Consider the following 25,662-nt stretch of genomic DNA (forward strand, 5'->3'; position numbering starts at 1 on the left):
CTCGTGGTCGTGCCACAGCTGGCGCTCGGGATGCCGGACGTAGTTCTTCCACAAGCAGGGCTTCGGCATAGTTGCGGGACGCCCGGTTCATGGTGAGCACATGTTCCGACTCTTGATCATCCATTGGGCGGGGCGTTCCAGTTCGCTCGCCGAAGAGTCTCGGCCATCTCGGTGGGGTCGGGGGCGGCGTCTGCGGGGTTGTCGGGCCACTGCTGGACAAGGGCGGTGGCCCAGTCGGCCCAGGTGGCGACGAGCCGGTAGTAGTCGGTCAGGAAGCGGCCGACGAGCTGGGTCTGAGCAGCTCGTTCCTGGAACTGGGCCTGACCGGCGACGTAGGCGCGGGCGGCGGACAGGTTCTCCTGATTGCGTTCCTCGGCCCAGGCCCGGGCCGCGCGGAGGTTGGCCAGTGCGTCGGCGGTGGTACCGGAGTCGGCGAAGAACACCTTCAGCAGCTGTTCGGACTCCAGCACCGGCCCGGCACCCGGTTCCCGGAGCCAGTCGGCCAGCGCGAGCCGCCCCTCGGCGGTGATGGCGTAGACGGTGCGCGGCCGGCGCCCGACGGCTTCCTTGGTCGCTTCGGCCAGGCCATGGCGGACGAGCTTCTTCGGTTCCTCGTAGAGCTTGCTCTGGGCGCGGGGCCAGATACGGCCCAGGTTACGGTCCATCCCCCGGGCGAGTTCGTACGTGCTCCAGGGCCGGATCGCGAGCAGCCCGAGGATTCCGTAGGACGTGGTGGTGAGTGAAGGGTCGGTTGACATATTCGCCTCTGTGGGTGTATGCCCGAAATGAATAGTCCCTTTGGGAGTATAAGCGGTGGTGACCATGACCAACACACTTCAGATCGACCCGTCCAACGCTGAGCAGGCACGGGCATGGGACGGGGAGGAAGGTACCTACTGGGCGGAGCACGCCGATCAGTTCGACCTCGCGCTGCGCGGCTATCGCGCGCGCTTCTTCGCCGCAGCCGACATCTCCCCCACGGACCAGGTGCTGGACATCGACTGCGGCACCGGCGAGACCACCCGCGAGGCCGCGCGGCGGGCAAGCCGCGGCCGAGCCCTGGGCGTGGACCTGTCGGCCGCAATGCTCCGGGTGGCGCGACAGCGAGCGGCAACGCAGGGACTGCCCAACGCCGACTTCGCCCAGGCCGACGCCCAGGTGCATCCCTTCCCCACCGCGGCGTTCGACGTGGCTGTCAGCCGCACCGGGACGATGTTCTTCGCCGACCCGGTTGCCGCGTTCCGCAACATCAGCCGCACGTTGCGCCCCGGCGGACGCTTCGTACAACTGGTCTGGCAGCCGCCTGCGCGCAACGAATGGTTCCTCGCGTTCACGCAGGCGCTGGCCGCCGGACGGCCGTTGCCCGCTCCTTCGCACGACGCGCCCGGCCCCTTCTCACTGGCTGAGCCCGAACGGGTGCGCGCCCTGCTGGCCGCGGCCGGATTCACCGGCACGATCGAGGCACTCGAGGCCCCGATGCACTTCGGGGCCGACCCTGACCAGGCGTACCGGTTCGTCACCGGCCTCCTCGGATGGATGCTCGACGGCCTCGACGGCGCCCGCCGCGAGCGTGCGCTGGCCGAATTGAAAGCCACGCTCAAGGCCCATCAAGAACCACAGGGCGTCGTGTACCCCTCGGCGACCTGGCTCATCACCGCCACGCTCAGGTGACGTCGACCGATCCGTCGCACGAAGCGGACAGCGTGCGCGGTATCACCGTTCCGCTGGTGTCCAGTGCAGTCGAGAGATCAGCCAGCAGCCCGTCCGGCATTGTTCGGGCTCCCAGAGCGCACGACCGCACCTGGTCGCGGCAGTCCTGCGCTTGCCGGTCTGGGGCAAACGTGGCGAACAGCGGGTGTGCCAGGCACTCGCGGGCCGCGTATCCGTCGTGGGTCTGGATGGTTCTGCGGTACAGGTCCTCGACGATGTGGCGCGCGGCAGGGTCCTCGGCGGAGCCGACCGCGTTGAGAACCGTGAGGCCCAACCGGATGTCGAAGACCGTCATGCCGATCTCAGCCTCGCGGTCCGTGTAGGTGTCCACCAGGTCTGACGGTCGTCGACCTGTCCACCGTCCCGTCTGTGGTGGGAACACCGGTACAGCAGCTTGATGCGGAATTGCAAAATTTCGCAATTCGTTAGATGCTGTGTTGGACATGCTCGCAGGTAGCCGCGGGCACAGCCTTTCGCGTCCGCCCGCGGGGCGGGGCTCGTAGGGGAAGCCGAGGGGTCGTGTCCGTTCCGCTGTACCAGGCCAAGGCCGAGTTCTTCCGGATGCTGGGGCATCCCGTACGGATAAGGGTGCTGGAGCTGCTGCAGGACGGGCCGAGGCCGGTACGGGAGCTGCGAGCCGCGATCGAGGTGGAGCCCTCCAGCCTGTCGCAGCAGCTGGCGGTGCTGCGCCGCTCGGGGATCGTCGCCTCCGCTCGCGAGGGCTCGACCGTCGTCTACGAGCTGGCCGGCGGGGACGTGGCCGACCTGATGATGGCCGCGCGGCGGATCCTGACCGAGATGCTGGCCGGACAGGGCGAACTCCTCGCCGAGTTGCGGGAAGCCGAGGTCGCCGCCCGATGATCTCGCAGATCAGCCGGGTCTGGGCCCGGATCGCAGGACTGCTGCCTGCCCGCGCCGACCTGACGGAGATGCGCCGTGCCCCGCGTCGGGACCTGCTGGCCGGGCTGACGGTGGCCGTCGTGGCGCTGCCGCTCGCCCTCGGGTTCGGCGTCTCCTCGGGACTGGGAGCGGCGGCGGGCCTGGCGACCGCGGTGGTCGCGGGTGCGCTCGTCGCGCTCTTCGGGGGATCGAATCTGCAGGTGTCGGGGCCGACCGGCGCCATGACAGTGGTCCTCGTCCCCATCGTGGCCGAGTACGGGCCAACCGGCGTCCTCACGGTCGGTCTGATGGCCGGCGTCATGCTCATCGCCCTCGCCGCTCTCAAGGCAGGGCGCTATATGCAGTACGTCCCCGCGCCCGTCGTCGAGGGCTTCACGCTGGGCATCGCTTGCGTGATCGGCCTGCAGCAGGTCCCGAACGCGCTCGGCGTGCCCAAGCCCGAGGGCGACCGGGTGCTGGTGGTGACCTGGCGGGCGATCGAGGAGTTCGCCAAGTCCCCGAACTGGACCGCCGTCGGCTTCGCGGTCTCCGTCGCCACGGTCATGCTGGTCGGGGCGCGGTGGCGGCCGACCGTTCCGTTCTCGATCCTGGCCGTGATCGCCGCGACGGTGGTCGCGCAGGCCGCCGGCCTGGACGCCGCCAAGCCGATCGGAGCCCTGCCCTCCGGCCTCCCCGCACCCTCCCTCGCCTTCCTCGACCTCGGCTCTCTGGGCAGCCTGCTCGCCCCTGCGGTGGCGGTCGCCGCCCTGGCCGCCCTGGAGTCCCTGCTGTCCGCCTCGGTCGCCGACGGCATGACGGTCGGCCAGAAGCACGACCCCGACCGGGAGCTGTTCGGCCAGGGGCTCGCGAACATCGCCGCCCCGCTGTTCGGCGGGGTACCGGCGACCGGCGCCATCGCCCGCACCGCGGTCAACGTCCGCACCGGCGCGAGCTCCCGGCTCGCCGCTCTCACCCACGCCGCGATCCTCGCCGTGATCGTCTTCGCGGCGGCACCCCTGGTCTCGAAGATCCCGCTCGCCGCGCTCGCCGGCGTCCTGCTGGCCACCGCCATCCGCATGATCGAGGTCGGCTCGCTCAAGGCGATGGCGAAGGCGACCCGCTCCGACGCGCTGATCCTCGTCCTGACCGCCGTGGCGACGCTGGCCCTGGACCTCGTGTACGCCGTGATCATCGGCCTGGCCGTGGCGGGCGCCCTCGCCCTGCGCGCCGTGGCCAAGCAGGCCCGCTTCGACCAGGTGCCGCTCGACCGGGGCGACCACAGCGCCGAGGAACACGCCCTGCTGGCCGAACACATCGTCGCGTACCGCATCGACGGGCCCCTGTTCTTCGCCGCCGCCCACCGCTTCCTGCTGGAACTCACCGAAGTCGCCGACGTCCGCGTCGTGATCCTGCGCATGTCGCGGGTGTCGACGATGGACGCCACCGGCGCCCTGGTCCTCAAGGACGCGGTGGAGAAACTCCACCGGCGCGGCATCCTCGTCCTGGCCTCCGGCGTGCGCCCGGGCCAGCGCCAGGTCCTCGGCTCGGTCGGCGCGCTGGACCTGCTGCGCCACCAGGGCCGGGAGTACGCCACCACCCCCGAGGCGATCCGGGCCGCCCGCGACCACCTGGAGACGGCCGGAGTCCTGCCCACCCTTCCCGCACAGAAGCAGCCCCGAATCTCCAGCGGGGAAGCCCTCCGGTGAGCACTCCTTCCCGACCCCTCCCTACGGCAGGCGGGGCCCTTGAGCCAGGCGACGCCGGTACCGCGCAGCGGCGTGGTCCTCACGCAACGCTGCTCACACGACCTCAGGAAATTACTAATGTTGGCAATTCCTGAAGTCATCACCGCTGGATTCGACGGCCTGGTTCCTCCTACTCGGGTTCGGCGCCGCCAGTGCCGCAGGCGAGGATGGGCCGCATGCTTGTGACGAGTGAAGCGAGATGGGGGTCCCCCCGCCCGAAGGGTGGGGGAGGGTGGATGCGATGCGCCAAGTCCCGGCCGGTGGGGCCGTATTGCTGCGTCGGGGAGGCGACGGCACGGTGAGTACGCCGCTGTACCAACTGAAGGCCGAGTTCTTCAAGACGCTCGGCCACCCGGCGCGCATCCGGGTCCTGGAGCTGCTGAGCGAACGCGAGCACGCGGTCGCCGAGATGCTGCCCGAGGTGGGAATCGAGCCCGCGCACCTGTCCCAGCAACTCGCGGTACTGCGCCGGGCGAATCTGGTCGTGACCCGCAAGGAGGGCTCGACCGTGTACTACGCGCTGACCAGCCCGCACGTCGCGGAACTCCTCCGGGTCGCTCGCACGATCCTCTCCGGCGTGCTGGCCGGCCAGGCCGAGCTGCTCGCCGACCTGCAGGCCACGCAGGGGCAGGCGAAGCCGCCGTCATAGCGACGGCCCTCAATCGTCGGCCGCCTCCTGCGCGATGGACAGCACTCTGCGGAAGCGGGAGGCGGCCGCCTTCACCAGAAGTCTCCACAAATTATGGGTGCGTCAGCTCGTCGGCGATGTGTGCCGCCCACGTCTCGATCAGGCCCGATGTCAGTGGTGCCTGTCAGACTCGGCCCGACCGCGACGAGGAAGGCAGACGATGACCGGCGCAGCCGACCCCAAGCACTTTTCACCCCGGTGGAACGACGACACCCGCCCCACCCCGCCCGCCGTCGGTGGCGAAAGGGAGACCCTGAGCGCGGTCCTCGACTGGCACCGGGCCACCTTCGAGCTCAAGTGCGCCGGGCTGCCCCCGGAGCGGCTGTCCGAACGGGCGGTGCCGCCCTCCGGACTGTCCCTGCATGGCATGGTGCGGCACCTGGCAGGCGTCGAGCGCTGGTGGTTCCGCATCCAGTTCGCCGGCGAGAACGTTCCGATGCTCTATTACTCCGACGATGATCCCGACCAGGACTTCGACGACCTGGATGGTGACATCGACGAAGCCTTCGCCGTCTGGCGAGCGGAGTGCGAGCACTCCAGGCAGATCACGGCCGCTGCCGCATCGCTGGATGAGACTGGGATCCGGAAGAGGACCGGCGAGCCGATCTCACTGCGAAGGATCTTGGTGGACATGATCGCTGAGTACGCGCGGCACAACGGCCATGCGGACCTCCTGCGCGAATGCATCGACGGCTCCACCGGAATGTGAGCCAGCTAGGAACGTCCTTCGCCCGTGAGACTTGACGAGCACTGGTTCCACAGGAGGATCAAGGTGCTCAGAGGCCAGATGTTGGGCGCCGGCCGTACCCTCACCCGTGGGCGTCGGGGACGAGGACGACCTTGCCTGTTGTAGCCCGCGCCTCCAGGGCGGCGTGCGCCGTAGCGGCCTGCGACAGGGGGAAGGTCTGAAAGGCGGGCACCAGAGTCCCGTCGGCGGCCGCCGTGAGCGCGCGGGTCTCGTCGGCGGGCCTGTCCTGGCCGTCCAGCAGCCGGGCCAGTGCGTCGGTGAAGGTCACACCGCGTTCCTTCAACTCCGCCTCATCGGGGCGGAATTGCTCCCGCGAGGCCGCGCCGATGGATACGTAACGTCCGCCCTCGGCCAGCAGCCCGAAGGCAGCCCGCCCCTTGTCACCCTCGACACCGTCGAGAACGACCGTGACGCCGCGCCCGTCCAAGGCGCCGCGTACGGTGCCCGCCCAGTCCGGCAGGTTGTAGTCGACGGCGATGTCGGCTCCCAGCTCTCGCACGGCTGCCGCCTTCTCCGGTCCGCCCGCCGCGCCGATGACCGTGGCGCCGAGGCGGCGGGCGAACTGGACGACCAGACGGCCGATGCCACCGGCCGCGGAGGTGACCAGGACCGTGTCGCCGGAGGTGAGCTCTGCGATGTCGAGCAGGCCGATGGTTGTGGTGCCGGTGACGACCATCGTGACGGCGGCCTCGTACCCCAGTCCGGCCGGTATCCGGTGCAGGGACGAGACATCGGCGACGGCGAGTTCGGCGTAGCCTCCCGGCCTGCCGTGCGCGGTCACCACCTCGGCGCCGATCCAGGCCTCGTCCACGTCCGGCCCGACCGACTCGACGATGCCGGCCACCTCTCCCCCGAAGATCGCCGGGAGTTCGGGAAGCGGCGGACCGATCTCCAGCCCTTCCCGCATCGCCGTCTCGATCTGGTGGACGCCCGCGGCCTTCACCAAGACGCGGACCTCGCCCGGTCCTGGTGCGGGATCGGGCACCGTCTCATAGCGGAGGTTCTCAGCGGGTCCGAACTGGTGCAGCACGACGGCGCGCATACCCGTTCCTTCCGGTAGATCTGCAGGAGAACACCCACCCTGCGACCTCAAGTCAACTTGAGGTCAAGTCCCTTGCGCCGGGCACCTCCCGGCGATGTTGCTCCCCACGGGATGGCGGCGCCCTGGAGTCGCTTGTCGCGGAGGTCAATACGTGTGCGGAGGTCAATACGTGTAGCGACTTACGGTCTCCGGGTGGATGACGATACGGACCTGGTCTGCGGCCAGGATCCCGGCGAGGTCGTCGGCGCGTGCCGGGTCGTCGAGGTTCCAGTAGCGAGCGGCCAGGCGGACGGACAGGTCGTGTGCTCCGTCGGGTTCCACCGTGGTGCGGCCGGCAACCGCCAGCCAGCGCTCACGTTCACCGACTGGAGCGGCGACGACGAGCGAGGCGCGCGGGTCGCGGCGCAGGCGCCGCACTTTGAGCGAGTCCGGCTCCGTGAACAGTTGGATCGTGCCTTCGGCCGTGGCCTCGAACCACACCGGCCGGGGTTGTGGCGGGAGTGGCCCCCCGGCCACGGACAGGAACCCGTGCAGGGGGCGTCGCAGGAACTCGAGGTCCTGGGTGGTCAGCGAACTGGCGTCGGTGCTCATCACAGTCCTTCCAATAGGCGAGGGGGAATGGTTCCGAGGTCAATGAGCAAGGCGTCGACTCGTTCGAAACGGGTGCTTTCGAGAACGATGGTCAAGCAGCTCAACCGCTGACTGGGCGGTCACCCCGGGGCGCAGCGTTTCCATCGTTCGTCACCTGCGGGCCGGAAGCCGCAACCGGGCAGCGACCCGCCGACCGGTTGTTCCGGTGGCGCCGAGGACGAGGGTGGTGCCGTTGGTCATAGCAGCGATTCAACGTGCCCCGCTCGGACGAATCCATAGGCGAAAAGCCGGATTGCCTGTGTCATCGTCTAACCTCGGTGTGGTGGACGCATTCAGTGACCTCTTCCGCGGCGTGCGAGCCCACGGCTCGTTGTTCGGCAGCTCGACCCTGTCCCCGCCCTGGGCGCTGCACTTCATGGACGGCGCGCCGCTGACCCTGTGCACCGTCCTTGACGGGGCGGGCTGGATCGTGCCGGAGCACCGTCCGCCCGAGCCGCTTCGCGCCCGCGAGACGATCGTCGTGCGCGGCCCCGCGACGTTCACCTTCGTCGACGAGCCCGGCACCCGGGCCGAACCGGTCGCGTGCGGCGAGCACTGCGCCGCGCCCGAGGAGGGGGGGACCCGGCACCGGCGCGGTTGGAACGATCACGGCGGGGACGCTGGTGAAGGCGGCGGTGCGACGACTCTGATCGTCGGCGCCTATCCGGTACGCGGCGAGATCAGCCGCCGACTGCTGGACGCGCTGCCCGTCGTACTGCGCGTGGGCGCCGGGGGCACGGCCGACCCCGTGCTGGACCATCTCGCCGCCGAGGTCGCCGTCGACACCCCGGGCCAGCAGGTAGTACTCGACCGGCTGCTGGACTGGATGCTGGTGTGCACGCTGCGCGAGTGGTTCGACCGGCCCGGCGGCGAGCCCCCTGCCTGGTGGGCCGCCCAGCAGGACCCGGTGGTCGGCGACGCTCTACGCCTGCTGCACGCCGAACCGGCGGCGCCATGGACGGTCGCCGCGCTGGCCGAGCACACCGGGGTGTCGCGTTCGACGCTGGCCAAACGGTTCGCCGACCTGGTCGGCGAACCGCCGCTGACCTACCTCACCCGCTGGCGCATGACGCTCGCGGCAGACCTACTGGTCGAGCAGGAGGCCGCAACCGTCGCGGACATTGCCCGCGCCGTGGGTTACTCCGACCCGTTCGGTTTCAGCGCAGCGTTCAAACGGGTCCGAGGCGCCAACCCGAGCGAGTTCCGGCGCACCGCGACGACTGCCTCCCCGGCGGCCGGGGTGGTGCGGCCTGTTCCAGCCCGCACCACCCCGGTCGGCTCGAACGCCTAGCGGGCGCGAAACCCGCCCCCTCAGCCCAGCAGGTCCAGCACCGTCGTCATCGACCGGTTCTGCAGCAGATAATCCTCCGCCTCCTGCAGATGCACCCGCCACAACTCCTCCGCCGCCTCCGCGCGCCGCGCGGCGACCAGGTCGACCAGGGCGACGTGGGCGCGGAACCCCCGCCGGTTGGCCCGTACGTTCTCGGGTGTGCCCGCGTCGAGGTCCACATGGGACCAGTTCGCCTGGTCGATGATGTGGCGGACCATGCCTGTCAGGACGGTCAGGGTTTCATTGCCCGCGAGTTCCACCACCAGTGCGTGGAACTCCATATGGGCGCGGATGAAGGCCGACGGGTCGTCCATCAGCAGCTCTGCCTCGGCGACCGCTGCGCGCAGTCGCGCCACGTCCTCGTCCGTGCGTCGGGCGGCGAGCAGACCGGCGCACGGTGCCTCCAGGACCGTACGGGCGTCGTAGACGTCTTTCAGGGTTGTGCCGCGGTACTCCAGCACCACGCCCGCGTAGCGCGCGGCCACCGTCTGCTCGGGCACCTGCACCCGGGCCCCGCCGCGCGCACCTCGCCGCACGCTGATCAGCGACTCCGACTCCAGTACCCGGAACGCCTCGCGCAACGTCGGGCGCGACACGGCGAACTCCGCCATCAGCGCCGTTTCGGCGGGCAGCGCGTCGCCCTCCGCCAACTCCCCGCGCACGATCTTGCGGCGCAGCTGTGCCGCCACCAGCTCGGCCATCTTGGGGACCCGTACCGGCGTGTTCGCCACGGTGTCCACCTCCGCCCTCACTCGGTCATCGAGTAGTCAGTTACGCGCGTCCGGTACGAAATACGGCAGGGTGATCTCGTCGGTGAGGGGGCGGAAGTCCACGCGTACGGGCATGCCGATCGCGACGTCGTCCGGGGTGCCGGCGTCCACGTGGGACAGCAGGGTGCCGCCGTCGTCCAGGTCGATCACCGCGAGGGCGAAGGGGGTGTCGAAGCCCGGGCCCGGCGCTCGGTGCACCACCGTCACCGAGTAGACCGTCCCCCGGCCCGCGCTCGGCTCGTAGCGCCAGTCCCGCGACATGCACCCGGGGCAAGCCGGTTCCGGCACGAAGAACCGCAGGTCGCAGGAGGGGCAGTACGGGACGACCAGTTCGCCGCGCCGGGCCGCCGCCCAGAACGGCTCCGACAGCACCGTCGGCACCGGAACAGGTCTGCCGGTCATCCGGTCCTCCCCAGCACGCTCATCTCGTAGTGCTGCGCCCCAGAACCGGCGTTGCCGACGACGGCCAGCTCCGCGCCCTCGATCTGGTGCACAGCGCTTCCCCGCAACTGCCGTACCGCTTCGACGACTTTGAGCGTCATCTGCTGCGTGCCGTTCCACGCGTACGCCAGACAGCCGCCGTCCGGGTTGACGGGATGCTTGCCGCCCACGGCGATGGCTCCACTCGCCGCCAGCGGGCCGCCCTCGCCCTCGCCGCACAGCCCCAGGGCTTCCAACTGGCGGATGATTTCGAAGGAGTTGGGGTCGTAGAGGGAGAAGACGTCCACGTCGTGCGCGCCGATCCCGGCCATCGCGTACGCGCGTGTGGCGGCGTCGCAGCCAAGCATGCCGACCTCGCTCAGGAGTGGCGGATTGGCGTACGCGGCCTGGTGGTACTCCATCGCGCCGCCGAGCACGGTGATCGGCGGGTGCGGCAGGTCCCTGGCCCGCTCCTCGGTGGTCACCACGAGCGCGGCGCCGCCTTCGCCGACGATGCAGCAGTCGAGCAGGTGGAAGGGGGTGGCGACCATGCGGGAGGCAAGCACGTCGTCTGCGGTGTAGGGGCCGCGGCCGTACATCATCGCCTCGGGGTTGGTGGTGCCGTTGTTGCGGATGGTCGCGGCGACCTCGGCGAGTTGGCGGGAGGTGGTGCCGTACTCGTGCATGTGCCGGGCCGCCACCAGTGCGAACTGGGCGACGACATAGCTGCCCCAGACGTCGGCGAACTCCAGCGGTACGCCGGCGCCGACCGGCCCCGCGCCGCGCGAGACCAGCTTGCAGCCGCCGACCACGACGGTGTCCGCGTACCCGGCGCGCACGGCGGCCGCCGCTTTCAGCAGGCCCCGGGAGCCCGCGTTGTCCAGCATGGAGTCGCTGGTCCAGCGCAGGTCGCGGCCGAGCATGCGGGCCCAGGAGCTGCCCTCGCCCGGTACGCCGCCGGGGCCCGGCCAGTCGACCTGGGCGCCGTCGATGTCGGACGGCTTCAGACCGGCGTCCGCCACCGCGCCCCGTACCGCTTCGAGGGCGAGATCCATGGCATCCCGATGAGGAAGGGACAGCGCCTGCTCGGTGGCGTACACGCCCGCGATGACGGGCGACCGGCGGTCGGTCACGGCCTCACCGTCCCGCGCCGAGTGTGTCGCCGCCGGGGTAACCTCCGCCGCCGAAGCGGGAGTCGAGCACGTCGTAGTCCTTGGCGTAGCCGCCGGTGCGGGGAAGGGCGTCGATGAACTCGACCGTCTTGGGTTTCTTGTACGAGGCGATCCGGGCCCGGCAGTGCTCGATGATGTCCTCGGCCGTCGCCTCGGCGCCGTCCCGCAGGACCACGACGGCCTTGACGTCCTGGGCCCAGCGCTCGTTCGGGACGCCGATCACGGCGGCCTCCTTGACGGCGGGATGCGACTCGATGCAGTTCTCGACCTCGGCGGGGAAGATGTTCTCGGCGGCGGACTTGAGCATCCGGGTCGTCGTACCGAGGAAGGTGATCGTGCCGTCCGCCTCCCGCCGCCCCAGGTCGGTGGTGTGCCACCAGCCGAAGCGGAAGCGTTCCTCGTTGATCTCGGGCCGGTTCCAGTAGCCGAGGTGCACGAGGTCTCCGCGTACGCAGATCTCGCCGGCCTCGCCGGTCTCGCACTCCCTGCCGCCGCTGTCGAGGATGCGTACGGCGGTGAAGGGCCCGGGGCGTCCGGCGTTGCCGGTGCCGGACCCGCCGTAGGCGCCGGTGACGGCAAACCCGGTGACCTCGGTCTGGCCGTAACCCCGGCCCTCGCCACCGCCGTTGCGGGTGAAACGGCTGGTGTCCGTAGGGATCATGCCCTCCCACACCGGGGCGGCGACGCTCGCCCTCAGCTGGGACAGGTCGTGGCCGGCCTCGCGGTTGAGCGCGACGAGTTGGGCAATGGTCGGGGGCATCAGATACGCGTGAGTGCAGCGCTCGGCGGCGAGCACCGGGAGCAGTTCTTCGGCGATCACACGACGGACGACGACGTTCTTGCCGCCGTGTACGAAGGCCGGGATGCCCCAGAACTGGTAGTTGCCGATGTGGAACATGGGCCCGGCGCCCAGAAAGGAGGTCTCCTGGCCGATGTCGCCCATCCAGGCGGCGCTGGCGCCCATCGCGAGCAGATTGCGGTGCGAGAGCATCGAGCCGGACTGCCGTCCGCTGATGGCCGCGGTGTAGATGACCAGGAGAGCGGAATCGGGGTCCACCTCGGTCTGGGGGTCCTCGGGTGCGCCGGACGCCAGAAAAGCCTCGTACGACTCCGCTCCTTCAGCGTCATGCCGCAGCCACAACGCCCCGTGCCCGTCGCCCAGTTCGGCCCGCGCCTTGGCGACCGTGTCGCCGATCTCCTCGTCCTGCCAGACGATCACGCGCGGGTCGAAGTCCTCGATCGCGTACGCCATCTCCGGGGCGGCCCAGCGCCAGTAGCCCGGGCAGACCATGGCGCCGATCTTCGCGGCGGCACCGAGGAGTTCCCAGATCCGGAAGGAGTTCTGGCCCAGCCACAGGATCCGGTCGCCGGGCCCGACCCCGGCGCCGGTGAGCGCGTCGGCGAGCCGGTTGGTGCGCTCGTCCAACTCCGGCCAGGTCAGCCGGACTTCGCCGTCGACCAGGGCGGTCGCGTCGGGGTACGAGCGGCGGTGCTCACGGATGAGGTCGCCGAAGGTGAGGCGGCGGGCACGGTTCACTGATCTCACTCCAGAAGGCGAGGTTCCCGAGTTTCCTGAGGTGTCGTCAGGCACGGCTGATCCCGACGCCCTTGACGCTGATGAACTCCTCCAGGCCGGCCCTGCCGCCCTCCCGGCCGAAGCCGCTGATTCCCACGCCGCCGAACGGCGTGGCGGGCGAAGTGATGGGGTTGGGGCCGGGGTTGACGTAGACCGTTCCGGCCTTGAGGCGCGGTACCAGACGATTGACCCGTGCGATGTCGCGGGACTGGATGTAGGCGGAGAGTCCGTACTCGGTGTCGTTGGCCAGCGCGAGGGCCTCCTCCTCCGTGTCGAAGGGGGTGATGGCGAGGACCGGGCCGAAGATCTCGCGCTGGGCCAGGTCGCTGCGGTTGTCGACGTCGGCGAAGACGGTGGGGGTCACGAAGTAGCCGTCGGACTCGATGCGTTCGCCGCCGTACACCAGTCGGCCCGCCTTGTCGGCGATCGCCTTGTCGACCATGTCCTGGACGCGGTCGCGGGCGGCGGCGTTGATCAGCGGGCCGATGTACGTCGTCGGTGCGAGCGGGTCTCCGACGGGCAGGTGGGCCACGACTCCGGCGACGCGGGCGACGACTTCGTCGTAGATCGGGCGCTCGACGAGGAGCCGGGTGGGCAGTGCGCAGCCCTGACCGGTGTTGCTCATGGCGAAGGCGGCGCAGTACGGGACGACGCTGTCGAGGTCGGTGTCGGCGAAGAGCAGGTTGGCGGACTTGCCGCCCAGTTCGAACAGCACGGGCTTGAGGCTGCGGGCCGCGGTCTCCATGATGCGGCGCGCGGTGGCGGGTCCGCCGGTGAAGGAGATCTTGTCGATGCCGGGGTGCGAGACGAGGGCTTCGCCCGCGTCGCCGAGTCCGGTGACGACGTTGATGACGCCGTCGGGGATGCCCGCCTCGCGGGCGAGGTCCGCGAAGAGCAGTGCGGAGAACGGGGTGGACTCGGCGGGCTTGATGACCACGGTGTTGCCGGCGGCAAGCGAGGGCGGGACCTTCATGGCCAGCGAGAGGGCGGGTGAGTTCCAGGTGATGATGTGGCCGATGACGCCGTACGGCTCGGCGATGGTGTACTCGACGTTCTCGTGCGGGCTGTAGGCGGCGCCCACCATGCCCTCGATCTTGTCTGCCCAGCCGGCGTAGTACTCGGTCCAGTCGGCGACGTGCGGTCCGACGTTCTCGGCCCAGCCGCCGATGCAGACGCCGTTCTCGAGTGGGCAGATCGCCGCGAAGTCCTCGATGTGGTCGCGGATCAGCTGCGCGAAGCGGGTGAGCAGCCGGCGCCGTTCGGCCGGGCGCATGGTGCCCCACACCTCGAAGGCCTGCCGGGCGGCGGCCACGGCCTGGTCCACCTCGGCGGGGCCGGCGAGCGGGATGTGGGACTGGACCAGGCCGGTGGCCGGGTTCCGGTGCTCGTAGAGTCCGCCGCTCGTGTCGGTGACGTCCTTGCCGCCGATGACCAGCCGCGGCAGCGGCAGATCCTTCTCGGCTCTTTCCTGGTGCAATTTCACATCGACCGTGACCACGGATGCCTCCTCGAGCCGTCACCGCATCTCGCATAAATAGCTAACCTATTTATCCAAGGTAGTCAATGGAATGGACAGGCCGCTCACAGCCCCAGCGAGCGCCCGATGATCTCCTGCATGATCTCCGAGGTCCCGCCGAACACCCGCTGGACCCGGCTGTCCCGCCAGATGCGGGCGATCTCGTACTCGTTGACGTAGCCGTAGCCGCCGAAGAGCTGCATACAGCGGTCGATGGCCTGCCAGCCGGTCTCGGTGGTCCAGTACTTGGCCGCGGCGGCCTCGTCGGCCGTCAGCTCGCCGTCGACCAGCGCCATGATGCAGCCGTCCAGATAGACCCGGGCGACGCCCAGCCGGGCCTTGATGTCGGCGAGGGCGAAGCGGTTGGCCTGGAACTCCCCGATGGGCCGGCCGAAGGCGGTACGGGTCTTGGCGTACTCCAGGGCCAGTTCGAAGGCCCGCTCGGCGGAGGCGAGCGCGGCGACCGCGATGGCCAGCCGCTCCGTCGGCAGGTTGCCCATCATGTGGTAGAAGCCGCGCCCCTCCTGCCCGATGAGGTTCTCGGCGGGGACCCGGACGCCGTTGAAGAAGAGCTCGGCGGTGTCCTGCGCCTTCATGCCGACCTTGTCGAGCTTGCGGCCGCGCTCGAAGCCCTGCGTTCCGCGTTCGACGACGATCAGGCTGATGCCCTTGTGCCCGGCGTCGGGGTCCGTCTTGCAGGCGACGATGACGAGGTCGGCGAGTATGCCGTTGGTGATGAAGGTCTTGGAGCCGTCGATCACCCAGGTGTCACCGTCCCGGCGGGCGGTGGTGCGGATGTTCTTGAGGTCGGATCCGGCTCCCGGCTCCGAGAGGGCGAGCGCGCAGATCGTCTCGCCGCTGATCACACCGGGCAGCCAGCGCGCCTTCTGCTCTGGGGTGGTGAGGTGCATCAGATAGGGCGGGATGACGTCGTTCTGCAGCCCGAGACCGATGCCGACCGAGCTGGTGGCGTGCATCTCCTCCGCCATGATGGCGTTGTAGCGAAAGTCCCACAGCCCCTGGCCGCCATACTCCTCCGGGAACTGCCAGCCGATCAGCCCGGCCTTGCCCGCGGCGGCCCACGCCTCCCGGCTGACCTGGCCCTCGCGTTCCCACTGCTCGGCGTACGGGGCGCATTCGCGCTGGTAGTACGTCCGGGCGGTGTCCCGGAACAGCTCGTGTTCCGCGGTGAAGATCGTACGGCGCATACTCGACTCCACTCATGCATCTCGCTTATTTAGCTTAAGTAGTTATACGATAGCGCTGTATCGACACCCAGGCGAGCGTTGAGTACCGAGGCAAGTGGAGGACGCGTGAGCGGACGGGACAAGGTGGCGCTCGTCACCGGAGCGGGACGCGGCATAGGCGAGGCGATCGCCGAGCGGCTCGCGGCGTACGGGACGGCCGTCGCCGTCTGCGACCTGGACCCGCAGGCCGCCGACAAGGTCGCGGCCCAGCTCGCCGAGCGGTACTCCGTCCGCGCCATCGGAGTCGGCGCGGACATCTCCGACGGCGCGGCCGTACGCGCCGCCGTCGAGGGGGTGAGCGCCGAACTCGGCCCGGTGGACGTCCTCGTGAACAATGCGGCGGTCGACGTGATCGGCCGCTTCGTCGACAGCCGCGAAGCGGACTGGGACCGCATCATCGCCGTCAATCTGCGCGGCACGATCACCATGACCCGGGCCGTCCTGGACTCGATGATCGAGCGCGAGAGCGGCCACATCATCCACATCGCCTCCGACGCCGGCCGCGTCGGCTCCTCCGGCGAGGTCGTGTACTCGGCGACCAAGGGCGGCGTGATCGCCTTCGGCAAGGCACTGGCCCGCGAGGTCGCCCGGCACGGCATCACCGTCAACAGCGTCTGTCCGGGACCGACCGAGACGGCGCTGCTCGGCCAGGTCGCCGAGTACAGCCAGAAGATGTACGAGGCGACCGCGCGGGCGATTCCGCTGCGCCGTATCGCCCAGCCCGCCGACATCGCCGGTGTGGTGGCCTTCCTCGCGTCCGACGACGCCGCGTACATGACCGGGCAGACGCTGTCGGTCAGCGGCGGCCTCACGATGGTCTGAAAGGGCTGAGGTCATGAGCGAGCTGCGCGTCGAAGTACGCGACCGGGTGGCCGTGTTCACCCTGAACCGGCCGGAACGGCTCAACGCCATCAGCTCCGGAACCGTCGGCCTGCTGCGGGACGCGCTGGCCGACGTACGCGAGGACGACGGCGTCCGGGCGCTGGTACTGGCCGGAGCCGGCCGGGCCTTCTCGGCCGGGGCCGACATCGGGGAGATCGAGTCGTGCACGACGCCCGGGCAGTTCCGCGCCTTCGTAGGCCGGCTGACCGACGCGTACGCCCTCCTGGAGAACTTCCCCAAACCCTCGGTGGCCGCAGTGCACGGCTTCGCCTTCGGCGGCGGCCTGGAGCTTGCGCTGGCCTGCGATCTGCGGGTCGCCGAGCGCGGGACCCGGCTGGGGCTGCCGGAGATGAAGCTCGGGGTGCTGCCGGGCGCGGGCGGCACTCAGCGGCTGCCGCGGCTGGTGCCTCCGGCGATCGCCAAGCAGATGATTCTCACCGGCGAACCGATCGACGCCGAGCGGGCGTACGCGCTGGGCCTGGTCAACGAACTGGCCGAACCCGGTGAGGCTTTGAAGGCCGCCGAGACGCTGGCCGCGCGGCTGGCCGCCGGTGCGCCGCTCGCGCTCGCCGCCGGTAAACGGCTGATCGACCACGGGCTCGGGATGGACCTGGAGACGGCGATCGCGTACGAGCGCGAGACCGTCTCGGTGCTGTTCTGCACCGAGGACCAGACCGAGGGGCTGAGGGCCTTTCGTGAGCGGCGTCCGGCGGAGTTCCGCGGGGCGTAGCAAGCAACTTCCGAGATGTGCAGAACCGCTTGTGGAGGTGGGCCGTGCGGCCACTTGAGGGCTATTCCGTGGTCGAGCTGGGCATGTGGGTGGCGGCTCCGGCCGCCGCGACGATGCTGGCCGACTGGGGCGCGGACGTGATCAAGGTGGAGGCGCCGACCGGTGACCCGAACCGCTACACGCTGCGGCACGTGGGCCAGGACATCGACAGCGCACCACCCTTCGAGACGGACAACCGGGGCAAGCGCAGCGTGGTCCTCGACCTGCGGTCCGAGGAGGGGAAGGACGCGCTGGAGCGGCTCCTTGAGCGCGCCGACGTGTTCGTCACCAACCTCCGGCCGGGTGCACTGGAGCGGCTGGCTCTGGCTCCGGAGGAGATACGGGTACGCCATCCCCGCCTGGTCATCGGGACATTGACGGGGTACGGCTGGACCGGCGCCGAGCGCGACCGGGCGGGGTACGACGTCTCCGCGTTCTGGGCGCGGCCCGGTATCGCCGCCATGCTGAACCCGGCGGGTGAGCCGCCGCCCGGCATCCGGCCAGGGCTCGGTGACCGTACCGCCGCGGCGAACCTCGTCGCGGGGGTGCTGGCCGCACTGCTGCGGCGGGCGCGCACGGGCGAGGGCGGCGTGGTGGACGTATCGCTGTTGCGCTCGGGGACGTACGCGAACGGCAACGACCTCGCGCTGCAGAACTTCTTCGGCAAACGCGGTCGCACCCGGCCGCGTACCGAGCACGAGTCCCCGCTCTACAACTCCTACCAGGCTGCCGACGGACGCTGGTTCTGGCTGGTCGGTCTGGAGGGCAGCCGGCACTGGCCCGGAGTCATCAAGGCGCTCGGCCGCGAGGACCTGGGGACGGACGAGCGGTTCGCGACGGGCAAGGCCAGGCGTGGCCACGTACGGGAGCTGATCGCGGCCTTCGACGAGGAGTTCGCGAAGCTGCCTCTGGCCGAGTGGGCGGAGCGTTTCGACGCGGAGGGCGTGTGGTGGGCGCCGGTGCAGACGCTGGCGGAGGTTGCGGCGGATCCGCAGGCCGAGGCGGTGGGGGCGTTCGTCGAGCAGCCCGGCATGGGTGACGCGCCGCCGCTGCGGACGGTGGCAACACCGGTCAGTTTCTGGGGTGTCGACGACAAGCCTGGCAGCGGGGCGCCGACGCTCGGCGAGCACACCGACGAAGTACTTGGCGAACTGAACTGACTCAGTAGCCAAGCAAACTGATTCAACTGATCCGGAGGTACGGCGTGGGCATCCTCGACGACAAGGTCGCGATCGTGACCGGTGGTGGACGGGGCCTCGGCCGCGCCCACTGCCTGGCGCTCGCCGAGGCCGGGGCGGCCGTGGTGGTGAACGACCCCGGTGCCGGCGTGCACGGCGAACAGACCGGCGACTCCCCCGCCGATGACGTGGTCGCCGAGATCACCAAGCTCGGCGGCCGGGCGATGGCCAACCACGGCTCGGTCACCGACTGGGCGGCGACCGAGGCGATGGTGGTGGACACGGTCGCGGAGTTCGGGCGGCTCGACATCGTCGTGAACAACGCGGGGATCGTGCGCGACCGCATGCTGTTCTCGATGAGCGAGGCCGAGTTCGACGCGGTGATCGCCGTCCATCTCAAGGGCACCTTCGCGCTGACGCGGCATGCGTGCGCGTACTGGCGCGAGGCGTCGAAGCGGGGTGAGCGGGTCGCCGGTCGCGTCATCAACACGACGTCCGGTACTGGGCTGTTCGGCAATCAGGGCCAGTCCAACTATGCCGCCGCGAAGGCCGGGATCGCCGGTCTCACGGTCGTCACCGCACTGGAGATGCGCCGCTACGGCGTCACCGCCAACGCCATCTCGCCGATCGCCACCACCCGGATGACGGAAGGGCTGGCGCTCGGCCAGCCGCAGACGGCCGTTGACGGCTTCGACCCGGGCGATCCGGCCAACGCCTCAGGTGTGATCGTGTACTTGGCCTCCGACGCCGCATCCTGGCTGACCGGCCAGGTGCTGCGCATCGAGGGCAACCGGCTCAACCGCCTCCAGGGCTGGACGGTGACCGGAGTGCACCCCAGCCGGTCCGGCGAAGCGCTCACTCCCGAGGAACTCGTCCAAGCCGTACCGCAGTTGTACGGCGCCGCTCCGGCGGGCCGGGCCACCGGAGTGGGCCAGTGAAGGCGCGGGGCGGCGACGTCGCGGCGCTGCTGCTGCGCGCGACGCTCGGCCCGATGCTGTTCGCGCACGGCTGGAACAAGGTCGCGGGGCCGGGTGGCCTTGAGGGCACGACGGGGTGGTTCAAGTCGCTCGGGCTCGAACCCGCCCCCGTACACGCCCGTATGGCGGCCGGCACCGAGATGGCGGCGGGAGTCGGCCTCACCCTGGGCGCCGCGAACCCGCTCCCGGCCGCGGCGGCCGTCGGCCTGATGGCCGTGGCGGCCCGAACCGACCACCGGGGCAAGGGTTTCTTCGTCTTCAAGGGCGGCTGGGAGTACGTCGGTGTCGTCGGCGGAGCGGCCGTGGCGCTGGCCGCGCTGGGCAACGGCCGGTACTCGGTCGACGGGCTGCTGCGGCGCCAACGGGCGGGCGCGGGGCCCGCGTTGCTCGCCGCCGGGGTGGGCGCGGCGAGCGCGGCAGCGCTGCTCGCGGTGTGCTACCGGCCGAGTCCCGATGATCCCAACGAGTCAGAGCAATGAGCCCAAGGAGGCGACATGGACGCGGATGACTTCTCCGCGGTGCTGTCCGAGGTCCGGCGTTTCGTCCGGGAACGCGTCGTGCCGCTCGAGCCGGAGATCGACGAGAAGGACGAGATGCCCGCGGACATCCGCGAGGCGGCCAAGAAGATGGGGCTCTTCGGATTCGCGCTGCCCGAGGAGTACGGCGGGCTCGGCCTGTCGATGTACGAGGAAGCCCAGTTGATGTTCGAGCTGGGCTACACGACGCCGTCGCTGCGCTCGATGTTCGGCACCAACAACGGCATCGCGGGCCATGTGCTCATGGTCGGCGGCACCGAGGAGCAGAAGGCGCACTGGCTGCCGCGGATCGCCTCCGGAGACGTACTGGCGTCCTTCGCGCTCACCGAACCGGACGCCGGTTCGGACCCGTCGACGCTGACGACGCGAGCGCATCGCGATGGCGACGAGTGGGTCATCAACGGCGCCAAGCGGTACATCACCAACGCCCCGCTCGCCGATGTCTTCATGGTCTTCGCCCGCACCGACCCCGACGCTCCACGTACGCGCGGCATCTCCACGTTCCTGGTCCCGGCCGGTACGCCCGGCCTGACAGTGGCGCCCAAGGATCACAAGATGGGCCAGTTCGGGGCCTGGACCGCGGACGTCTTCTTCGACGACGTACGAGTGCCGGCCGAAGCACTGGTCGGCGGCGAGGACGGCTTGAACCGGGGCTTCTCCACGGCGATGGGCTGTATCGCGCACGGGCGGGTGCACATCTCGGCCCTGATGGTCGGGATGGCCGAGCGGCTGGTCGACGAGTCGGTCGCGTACGCGAGCACCCGCAAGCAGTCCGGGAAGCTCATCGGCTCCTTCCAGCTCATCCAGGGCCTGATCGCCGACTCGATGACCGACTACTACGCCGGGCGGGCCACGGTCCTGGAGGCGGCCCGGGGCTTCGACTCGGGTGAGGACACCAAGATCGGCCCGTCCTGCACGAAGTACTTCGCGAGCGAGATGGTCTGGCGGGTCGCGGACCGTGCGGTGCAGATCCACGGCGGCGCGGGCTATATGCGCGGCGTCGCCGTCGAGCGCTTCTACCGCGACGCCCGCCTGTTCCGCATCTACGAGGGCACCAGCCAGATCCAGCAGGTCATCATCGCGAAGGCGCTGCTGGGCGAGGCGGCTCGCGGCTGAACTCGCGATGAGTGACACCGTCGTACGTGCCGGATGCAACCCGACTGGCGAGAGTGGCCGGCCGGATCGAGCAACGGCGCAGGCGGCCTGCTGCTCGGCGAGGCACAAGCGGCCTGCTGCTCGGCGACGCGCAGGCGCGCGATCTCCTCAGGGGATTGGGCATACCGGCCTCGCCGCGGTGAGCAGCAGGTGGCCGACCTCGATGCCGCGCGTGGGTGGCGCACCGAGCAGTTCCGCGCCTCCGAGGACGGCTCGACGGCGGGTGCCCCTGCCACCGCTGCGACCTGGTGCGGCGCACACGCTGTACGAGGCGGGGTGGCGGGAGTCAGGCTGCCGGGTGCGCCGAAGTCACCATGAGCCGCCGCCCCCGCCACCGTCTCCGCCGCCGACCCCTCCGCTGTCGCCTCCGCCGCTGTAACCGCCCGACGAGGAACCCGACGACGAACCCGAGCCGCCGGACGACGGCCGGGTGGCGGACACGGCTGCCAGCGGAAAGTAGGTGGCGAGGTCGGGCCGGAGCGTCGCGTCGTCCCCGGGTGTGGCCGTCCGTGCCCGAGTGCGGGACGCATGCGCGTTCGCCGCGTTCGCCGCGTCGGCCGCTGCCGCTGCGGCCGCCGCAGCCGCCCATGCCTCGGCCTCGCCGAGGGCCGTGGCCCACGCGGTGATCTGGTCCTGGTCACGCTTCTCCCAGCCGTACCGCCCGGGTTCGGCGAGATGGCGCCGGTAGGCCTCCGTCTGGCACCACAGGTGGGAGCCGCGCACGGTGCGTGCGCGCAGTTCCCAGGCCCGTACGAGGGCCGCGAGCCCGGCACCGGCCAGTGCCGCGCCGGCTGCCAGCGGCGTCCGCCAGTCCGCGCCCGGATCCGCCACCTCCGTCGCCGTGAACCCCACGACGAACGTTCCGGCGGCCGCGGCCACCGCGCCGCCCCACACGGCGATGCGGCGGCGCCGCTCCCCGGACGGCTCCCACAGTCCGTCGCCACCCGTGCGCCGCCAGTCCTCAAGGCGGTGCCGCAGCAGCTTCCAGGCGGTGGCGAACGCCTTGTTGTACTGGCCCAGCGGGACGCGCCGCTTGCTGGCGAACACGGCCTGGAGCACCTCCGCCGTCAGCGGGTCGGTGGCGCCGCCCTCGGGCTGCTTGCCGACCTGGTGCAGCACGGGCTTCTTCTGCTTGCCGCTGATGGTCAGATGCCCGTCCGCCGCCGCGGTCAGCAGCCACGCCGCCAGGTGTTCCTTGCGCACCTGGTCGGTGAGCAGGATTCCGGCGTGCGCGGGGGTGATGCCCGCGGGCGGCTCACCGTTCGGTGTGACCGAGGCACCCAGCCGGCGAACGTCCATCCGCCGGGTCCGGCCATCCGTCCCCTGGACCCGCTCCCGCCCCGCCAGCCGCACCAGCTCCGCGACCACGGCCGTCGCGGCGAGGGCGATCAACGTGGCCCACAGCCACCCGGCCACGACACCGTCCCCGGCCTCGACGGCAGCCGCCCGTCCGCCGGGCGCCTTCGGCAGCGACGCGGCGCCGCCCCCGTCGGCATCTCCGCCCGTCGCGTACAGCGTCAGACCCTCGTGAGCTTCCAGCCCGTCCTGCGTCACATGCAGCTGCCCCGGTACGGGCTGCCGCTGCGTCGCACAGTCCTCGCGGGAACCGGACGATCCCGCAAAGCAGCTCGGCCGATCCAGGGCGAACGGGACGGCCAGGTGGACGTCGACGTGCCCGACGGGCACGTCCCACTGCGTGCCGACGGCATCCCACGCCAGATACTCCTCGTCCCCGAGGCGCGGCAGGGTGTACTCGATGCGGTACCGGTGGACCCCGGTCACCGTCGCATCGGGGTCACCGATCACGATCCGGGTGCCCGCATCCTCCTCGACGCGGTAGGGCACCGGCTCGCCGTCCGCCGTGACGGATACCTTGCTGACGTCTCCGGGCTTCGTCCGCGGCACGTCACGGTAAATGCCGTGCCGCTGCTCACCGTTGAAGTCGTAGTCGATCACCTCGGTGATCCGGGCCGTCCCGTCGGCACGTATCTCGGCGCCGACCCACATCCGGCCAATCCGTTCCCCGGGCTCCCCGAGCACCGCGCCCAGCAGCCCGACCAGCCCCACCAACACCGCGCCCACGAGCAACAGAAGGGCATCCCGCCGCCTCCGCCACCGCACCGACCTGGCCCTCACGCGGGCCCCCTCCCCGTTACCCGCCACCGTCAGGGGAGGACAATACAGGCCCGTACTACGCAACAGGGGTGCGAGAAACCGCAGTTCGGCGTCCGCGATCAGCCTGCATCGCGCGCTTCCCGAACCCGACTCGGCTCCCCCTCCGACAGGGGTGCTCCGAACGCAGCGGAAGGGGAAGCCCAGCCCTCAAATCCCTAGCCGGTCCAGCAGACGCTCGTGATACACCGCCGGGCCCCCGAACAGGAGTTGGGAGGACTTGGCCCGCCGGAAGTACAGATGGGCGGGGTGTTCCCAGGTGAAGCCGATGCCGCCGTGGACCTGGATGTTCTCCATCGCCGTGAACATGTACGCCCGTGAGCAGGCCACGTGCGCCACGCCTGCGGCGACCGGGTAGTCCGGGGAGCCCTCGGCCGCGAGGCGGGCGGCCTCGCGGGAGGCGGCCTCGGCCAGTTCGACCTGGACGAGCATGTCGGCGCACTTGTGCTTGACGGCCTGGAAGGAGCCGATGGGCCGGCCGAACTGGTGGCGGGTGCGGGCGTATTCGGCCGCCGTCTCCAGGCAGCGGCGGGCGCCGCCGGACTGTTCGGCGGCGAGGGCGACCGAGGCGAAGTCCAGGACCTTGGCCATGATCCGGCCGCCGGCTCCGTCGGAGCCGATGAGCGTCGCGGGGACGGCGTCCAGTGTCAGCCGGGCCATCGCCCGGGTGGCGTCCAGGGTTTCCATGGACTCGGCCGTCAGGCCGGGCGCGGTGCCGTCGACGGCGAAGAGCGTGGGACCTGCGACGGTACGGGCGACAACGAGGACCAGGTCAGCCGTCGTACCGTCGATGACGAAGCTCTTGCGACCGGTCACCTTCCAGGCTCCCTCCCCATCGCGCACCGCACGCGCGGAGATCAGGGCCGGGTCCCAGGAACCGCTGTTCTCGGCGACGGCCAGCGTGGCCGTGGTCGCTCCCGCGGCGATACCGGGGAGATGGCGCGCGCAGGCATCGGTGTCGCCCGAGGCCAGCAGGGCCTGGGCGGCCAGGACGACCGTCGCGAAGTACGGTGCGCACAGCAGGGCGCGGCCCATCTCCTCCAGGACGACGCCGAGTTCGACGGGACCGAAGCCGTCGCCGCCGTACTCCTCGGGGATCGCCAGACCCGGCAGCCGCAGCTGCTCGGCCAACTGGGCCCACACGGCGGGGTCGTAGCGCGGCTCGCTCTCCATGAGCTTGCGGACGGCTTCCTCGGGCGACTTGGCCTCCAGGAAGTTCCGTACGGCGGACCGCAGTTCGTCCAGTGCGCTCTCGTCGGCGGTCACTGACGTCCCTCCTTGGCAGCGGTTGTCACCGGTTCCTTGGGCAGGCCGAGGACGCGTTCCGCGAGGATGTTCTTCATGATCTCCTCGGTGCCGCCGAGGATCCTCAACGCCGGGGTGGCCAGGAGGAGTTCGTTCCAGGCGTACGTTCCCCACTGACCGGTGTCGGCGATGGCGCGCGGGCCGAGGACGTCCGAGACGAAGTGCGCGGCCTTGGTGAGGTTCTGGCCGTAGAGCAGCTTGGACACGGACATCTCGGGGCCGGGGGCGACGCCCGCCTGCAGTTTGCGCAGGGCGCGGGCGTTGAGGTGTTCGGTGGCGAGGACGTCGACGAGGAGTTCGGCGAGGCGGCCGCGCAGGGCCCGGTCGTCCCAGGTCCAGGTGGCGCGCATCAGCGCGGAGAGGCGGTCCGCGGAGAGGGCGCCTGCCACCGGTCCGGCGCCCTGGCTGCCGACCGTGGCGCGCTCGTTCATCAGGGTGGTCAGGGCGACGGTCCAGCCTCCGTCGACCTCGCCGAGGCGGTGGTCGTCGGGGATGCGGACGTCGGTGAGGAACACCTCGTTGAAGTCCGCGCCGCCGGTCATCTGCCGCAGCGGGCGGACCTCCACGCCGGGGGTGTCCATGGGTACGAGGAAGGCGGTGATGCCGCGGTGCTTGGGCGCGTCCGGATTCGTGCGCGTGAGCGCGAGGCCGATCTGACTGTGCTGGGCGACCGAGGTCCACACCTTCTGGCCGTTCAGCACCCAGTCCTCGCCGTCGCGTACGGCGCGGGTCGTCACGCTCGCCAGGTCGGAGCCGGCGCCGGGTTCGCTGAACAGCTGGCAGGCGATGGCGTCCCCGCGGTACATCGCGGGCAGCCAGTGGTCCTTCAGCGGCTGCGGGGCGTGGGCGAGGATCGTCGGGCCGATCATGCCCAGGCCGATCACGCTCAGCGTGCCGGTGTCGGCGACGTCGTACTCGGACTCGATCGCGTCGTAGAGGAGTTCGTGTACGGGGGTGAGTCCGCGCCCGCCGTACTCGGGTGGTCCGGTGATCCAGCCGAAGCCGTTCTCGTAGCGGATCCGCTGCCACTCCCGCGCCCGCTGCACCTGCTCCCGTTCCTCCTCGGGCGCGAGGGAGCTGAAGTACGCCATGGAGTCGTCGCCTTCGCCCCAGGTGACGGCGGTGCGGTCGGGGGCCTTGGCCACGTGGGCGTCGAGGAAGCGGCGTACCTCGGCGGCGAAGGCCTGCATGTCGTGTTCCATTTGGGGCTCCGCG

General features: G+C 70.6%; 25 protein-coding genes. 12 read left to right on the plus strand and 13 right to left on the minus strand.

What is annotated here, in order from left to right:
- Positions 1-116: 116 nt before the first annotated feature.
- Positions 117-758, minus strand: coding sequence for a PadR family transcriptional regulator (locus OHT21_RS03885; protein ID WP_328766785.1), 642 nt, complete (start codon positions 756-758; stop codon positions 117-119).
- 64 nt (positions 759-822) lie between these two features.
- Here OHT21_RS03885 and OHT21_RS03890 point away from each other — a divergent pair, with 64 nt between their 5' ends.
- Positions 823-1,671, plus strand: coding sequence for a class I SAM-dependent methyltransferase (locus tag OHT21_RS03890; protein WP_328766786.1), 849 nt, complete (start codon positions 823-825; stop codon positions 1,669-1,671).
- Here OHT21_RS03890 and OHT21_RS03895 read toward each other — a convergent pair.
- Positions 1,664-2,041 carry a hypothetical protein gene (locus tag OHT21_RS03895; RefSeq protein WP_328766787.1) on the minus strand — a complete coding sequence of 126 codons (378 nt, stop codon included), beginning with the start codon at positions 2,039-2,041 and terminating at the stop codon, positions 1,664-1,666. The genes OHT21_RS03890 and OHT21_RS03895 overlap by 8 nt on opposite strands.
- A 188-nt stretch (positions 2,042-2,229) precedes the next feature.
- Between OHT21_RS03895 and OHT21_RS03900 the strand changes: the two genes are divergently transcribed.
- The 4 genes from OHT21_RS03900 (at position 2,230) to OHT21_RS03915 (ending at position 5,731) form a co-directional block, all read left to right on the plus strand.
- Entirely contained in the window at positions 2,230-2,571 is a 342-nt protein-coding gene (locus OHT21_RS03900) for an ArsR/SmtB family transcription factor (RefSeq protein WP_328766788.1), read from the plus strand.
- Entirely contained in the window at positions 2,568-4,295 is a 1,728-nt protein-coding gene (locus tag OHT21_RS03905) for a SulP family inorganic anion transporter (RefSeq protein ID WP_328766789.1), read from the plus strand. Before OHT21_RS03900 ends, OHT21_RS03905 begins: the two co-directional genes overlap by 4 nt.
- A gap of 337 nt (positions 4,296-4,632) precedes the next feature.
- Complete coding sequence (locus OHT21_RS03910; protein ID WP_328773950.1) at positions 4,633-4,983, plus strand: ArsR/SmtB family transcription factor; 351 nt, start codon at positions 4,633-4,635, stop codon at positions 4,981-4,983.
- 199 nt (positions 4,984-5,182) lie between these two features.
- Positions 5,183-5,731, plus strand: a complete 549-nt coding sequence (locus OHT21_RS03915; RefSeq protein ID WP_328766790.1) for a DinB family protein — start codon at positions 5,183-5,185, stop codon at positions 5,729-5,731.
- A gap of 100 nt (positions 5,732-5,831) precedes the next feature.
- Here OHT21_RS03915 and OHT21_RS03920 read toward each other — a convergent pair whose 3' ends face one another.
- Both OHT21_RS03920 and OHT21_RS03925 read right to left on the minus strand, forming a co-directional pair.
- Positions 5,832-6,812, minus strand: coding sequence for a zinc-binding dehydrogenase (locus OHT21_RS03920; RefSeq protein ID WP_328766791.1), 981 nt, complete (start codon positions 6,810-6,812; stop codon positions 5,832-5,834).
- Between the two features lie 162 nt (positions 6,813-6,974).
- On the minus strand, positions 6,975-7,403 hold the full coding sequence (locus tag OHT21_RS03925) for a pyridoxamine 5'-phosphate oxidase family protein (protein ID WP_328766792.1): 429 nt from the start codon (positions 7,401-7,403) through the stop codon (positions 6,975-6,977).
- Between the two features lie 322 nt (positions 7,404-7,725).
- Here OHT21_RS03925 and OHT21_RS03930 point away from each other — a divergent pair, with 322 nt between their 5' ends.
- Positions 7,726-8,733 (plus strand): AraC family transcriptional regulator, encoded by a 1,008-nt coding sequence (locus OHT21_RS03930; protein ID WP_328766793.1) that lies wholly within the window; start codon positions 7,726-7,728, stop codon positions 8,731-8,733.
- 20 nt (positions 8,734-8,753) lie between these two features.
- On the opposite strand, the gene OHT21_RS03935 is transcribed toward OHT21_RS03930, so the two are convergent.
- The 6 genes from OHT21_RS03935 to OHT21_RS03960 form a co-directional block, all read right to left on the minus strand.
- Positions 8,754-9,503, minus strand: a complete 750-nt coding sequence (locus tag OHT21_RS03935; protein WP_328766794.1) for a FadR/GntR family transcriptional regulator — start codon at positions 9,501-9,503, stop codon at positions 8,754-8,756.
- A 36-nt stretch (positions 9,504-9,539) separates the two neighbouring features.
- Positions 9,540-9,944, minus strand: coding sequence for a Zn-ribbon domain-containing OB-fold protein (locus tag OHT21_RS03940; protein ID WP_328766795.1), 405 nt, complete (start codon positions 9,942-9,944; stop codon positions 9,540-9,542).
- On the minus strand, positions 9,941-11,095 hold the full coding sequence (locus OHT21_RS03945) for a thiolase family protein (protein ID WP_328766796.1): 1,155 nt from the start codon (positions 11,093-11,095) through the stop codon (positions 9,941-9,943). The genes OHT21_RS03940 and OHT21_RS03945 overlap by 4 nt, the downstream gene beginning before the upstream one ends.
- Positions 11,096-11,099: 4 nt before the next feature.
- Positions 11,100-12,671: an AMP-binding protein gene (locus OHT21_RS03950; RefSeq protein WP_328766797.1), complete on the minus strand. Its 1,572-nt coding sequence runs from the start codon at positions 12,669-12,671 to the stop codon at positions 11,100-11,102.
- Between the two features lie 46 nt (positions 12,672-12,717).
- Positions 12,718-14,208 (minus strand): aldehyde dehydrogenase family protein, encoded by a 1,491-nt coding sequence (locus OHT21_RS03955; protein ID WP_328766798.1) that lies wholly within the window; start codon positions 14,206-14,208, stop codon positions 12,718-12,720.
- An 83-nt stretch (positions 14,209-14,291) separates the two neighbouring features.
- The gene (locus OHT21_RS03960) at positions 14,292-15,434 is read right to left on the minus strand and encodes an acyl-CoA dehydrogenase family protein (RefSeq protein ID WP_328766799.1); all 1,143 of its coding nucleotides are present in this window, start codon (positions 15,432-15,434) and stop codon (positions 14,292-14,294) included.
- Between the two features lie 105 nt (positions 15,435-15,539).
- Between OHT21_RS03960 and OHT21_RS03965 the strand changes: the two genes are divergently transcribed.
- From OHT21_RS03965 to OHT21_RS03990, 6 genes are read left to right on the plus strand one after another with little or no spacing between them, the layout of a single operon-like run.
- A complete protein-coding gene (locus OHT21_RS03965; protein ID WP_328766800.1) occupies positions 15,540-16,295 on the plus strand; it encodes an SDR family NAD(P)-dependent oxidoreductase in 756 nt (251 codons plus the stop codon).
- Positions 16,296-16,308: 13 nt separating this feature from the next.
- Positions 16,309-17,085, plus strand: coding sequence for an enoyl-CoA hydratase/isomerase family protein (locus tag OHT21_RS03970; protein ID WP_328766801.1), 777 nt, complete (start codon positions 16,309-16,311; stop codon positions 17,083-17,085).
- A 44-nt stretch (positions 17,086-17,129) separates the two neighbouring features.
- Entirely contained in the window at positions 17,130-18,284 is a 1,155-nt protein-coding gene (locus tag OHT21_RS03975; RefSeq protein WP_328766802.1) for a CaiB/BaiF CoA transferase family protein, read from the plus strand.
- A 44-nt stretch (positions 18,285-18,328) separates the two neighbouring features.
- Positions 18,329-19,240, plus strand: coding sequence for an SDR family NAD(P)-dependent oxidoreductase (locus OHT21_RS03980; RefSeq protein ID WP_328766803.1), 912 nt, complete (start codon positions 18,329-18,331; stop codon positions 19,238-19,240).
- On the plus strand, positions 19,237-19,758 hold the full coding sequence (locus tag OHT21_RS03985; RefSeq protein WP_328766804.1) for a DoxX family protein: 522 nt from the start codon (positions 19,237-19,239) through the stop codon (positions 19,756-19,758). The genes OHT21_RS03980 and OHT21_RS03985 overlap by 4 nt, the downstream gene beginning before the upstream one ends.
- A gap of 15 nt (positions 19,759-19,773) precedes the next feature.
- A complete protein-coding gene (locus OHT21_RS03990) occupies positions 19,774-20,931 on the plus strand; it encodes an acyl-CoA dehydrogenase family protein (protein WP_328766805.1) in 1,158 nt (385 codons plus the stop codon).
- Positions 20,932-21,279: 348 nt separating this feature from the next.
- Here OHT21_RS03990 and OHT21_RS03995 read toward each other — a convergent pair whose 3' ends face one another.
- The 3 genes from OHT21_RS03995 to OHT21_RS04005 form a co-directional block, all read right to left on the minus strand.
- Positions 21,280-23,106 carry a DUF2207 domain-containing protein gene (locus OHT21_RS03995; RefSeq protein WP_328766806.1) on the minus strand — a complete coding sequence of 609 codons (1,827 nt, stop codon included), beginning with the start codon at positions 23,104-23,106 and terminating at the stop codon, positions 21,280-21,282.
- Positions 23,107-23,292: 186 nt separating this feature from the next.
- Complete coding sequence (locus OHT21_RS04000) at positions 23,293-24,408, minus strand: acyl-CoA dehydrogenase family protein (protein WP_328766807.1); 1,116 nt, start codon at positions 24,406-24,408, stop codon at positions 23,293-23,295.
- Positions 24,405-25,649 (minus strand): acyl-CoA dehydrogenase family protein, encoded by a 1,245-nt coding sequence (locus OHT21_RS04005; protein ID WP_328766808.1) that lies wholly within the window; start codon positions 25,647-25,649, stop codon positions 24,405-24,407. The genes OHT21_RS04000 and OHT21_RS04005 overlap by 4 nt, the downstream gene beginning before the upstream one ends.
- Positions 25,650-25,662: the final 13 nt, after the last annotated feature.

The sequence above is a fragment of the Streptomyces sp. NBC_00286 genome, assembly GCF_036173125.1.
Classification (GTDB): domain Bacteria; phylum Actinomycetota; class Actinomycetes; order Streptomycetales; family Streptomycetaceae; genus Streptomyces.

What these genes read in the sequence shown, in the direction of transcription:
- OHT21_RS03915 (WP_328766790.1), top strand. Translation starts at nt 5,183, where the DNA reads ATGACCGGCGCAGCCGACCCCAAGCACTTTTCACCCCGGTGGAACGAC.
- OHT21_RS03920 (WP_328766791.1), bottom strand. Translation starts at nt 6,812, where the DNA reads ATGCGCGCCGTCGTGCTGCACCAGTTCGGACCCGCTGAGAACCTCCGC.
- OHT21_RS04005 (WP_328766808.1), bottom strand. Translation starts at nt 25,649, where the DNA reads ATGGAACACGACATGCAGGCCTTCGCCGCCGAGGTACGCCGCTTCCTC.
- OHT21_RS03940 (WP_328766795.1), bottom strand. Translation starts at nt 9,944, where the DNA reads ATGACCGGCAGACCTGTTCCGGTGCCGACGGTGCTGTCGGAGCCGTTC.
- OHT21_RS03925 (WP_328766792.1), bottom strand. Translation starts at nt 7,403, where the DNA reads ATGAGCACCGACGCCAGTTCGCTGACCACCCAGGACCTCGAGTTCCTG.
- OHT21_RS03885 (WP_328766785.1), bottom strand. Translation starts at nt 758, where the DNA reads ATGTCAACCGACCCTTCACTCACCACCACGTCCTACGGAATCCTCGGG.
- OHT21_RS03970 (WP_328766801.1), top strand. Translation starts at nt 16,309, where the DNA reads ATGAGCGAGCTGCGCGTCGAAGTACGCGACCGGGTGGCCGTGTTCACC.
- OHT21_RS03960 (WP_328766799.1), bottom strand. Translation starts at nt 15,434, where the DNA reads ATGCGCCGTACGATCTTCACCGCGGAACACGAGCTGTTCCGGGACACC.
- OHT21_RS03890 (WP_328766786.1), top strand. Translation starts at nt 823, where the DNA reads ATGACCAACACACTTCAGATCGACCCGTCCAACGCTGAGCAGGCACGG.
- OHT21_RS03905 (WP_328766789.1), top strand. Translation starts at nt 2,568, where the DNA reads ATGATCTCGCAGATCAGCCGGGTCTGGGCCCGGATCGCAGGACTGCTG.
- OHT21_RS03990 (WP_328766805.1), top strand. Translation starts at nt 19,774, where the DNA reads ATGGACGCGGATGACTTCTCCGCGGTGCTGTCCGAGGTCCGGCGTTTC.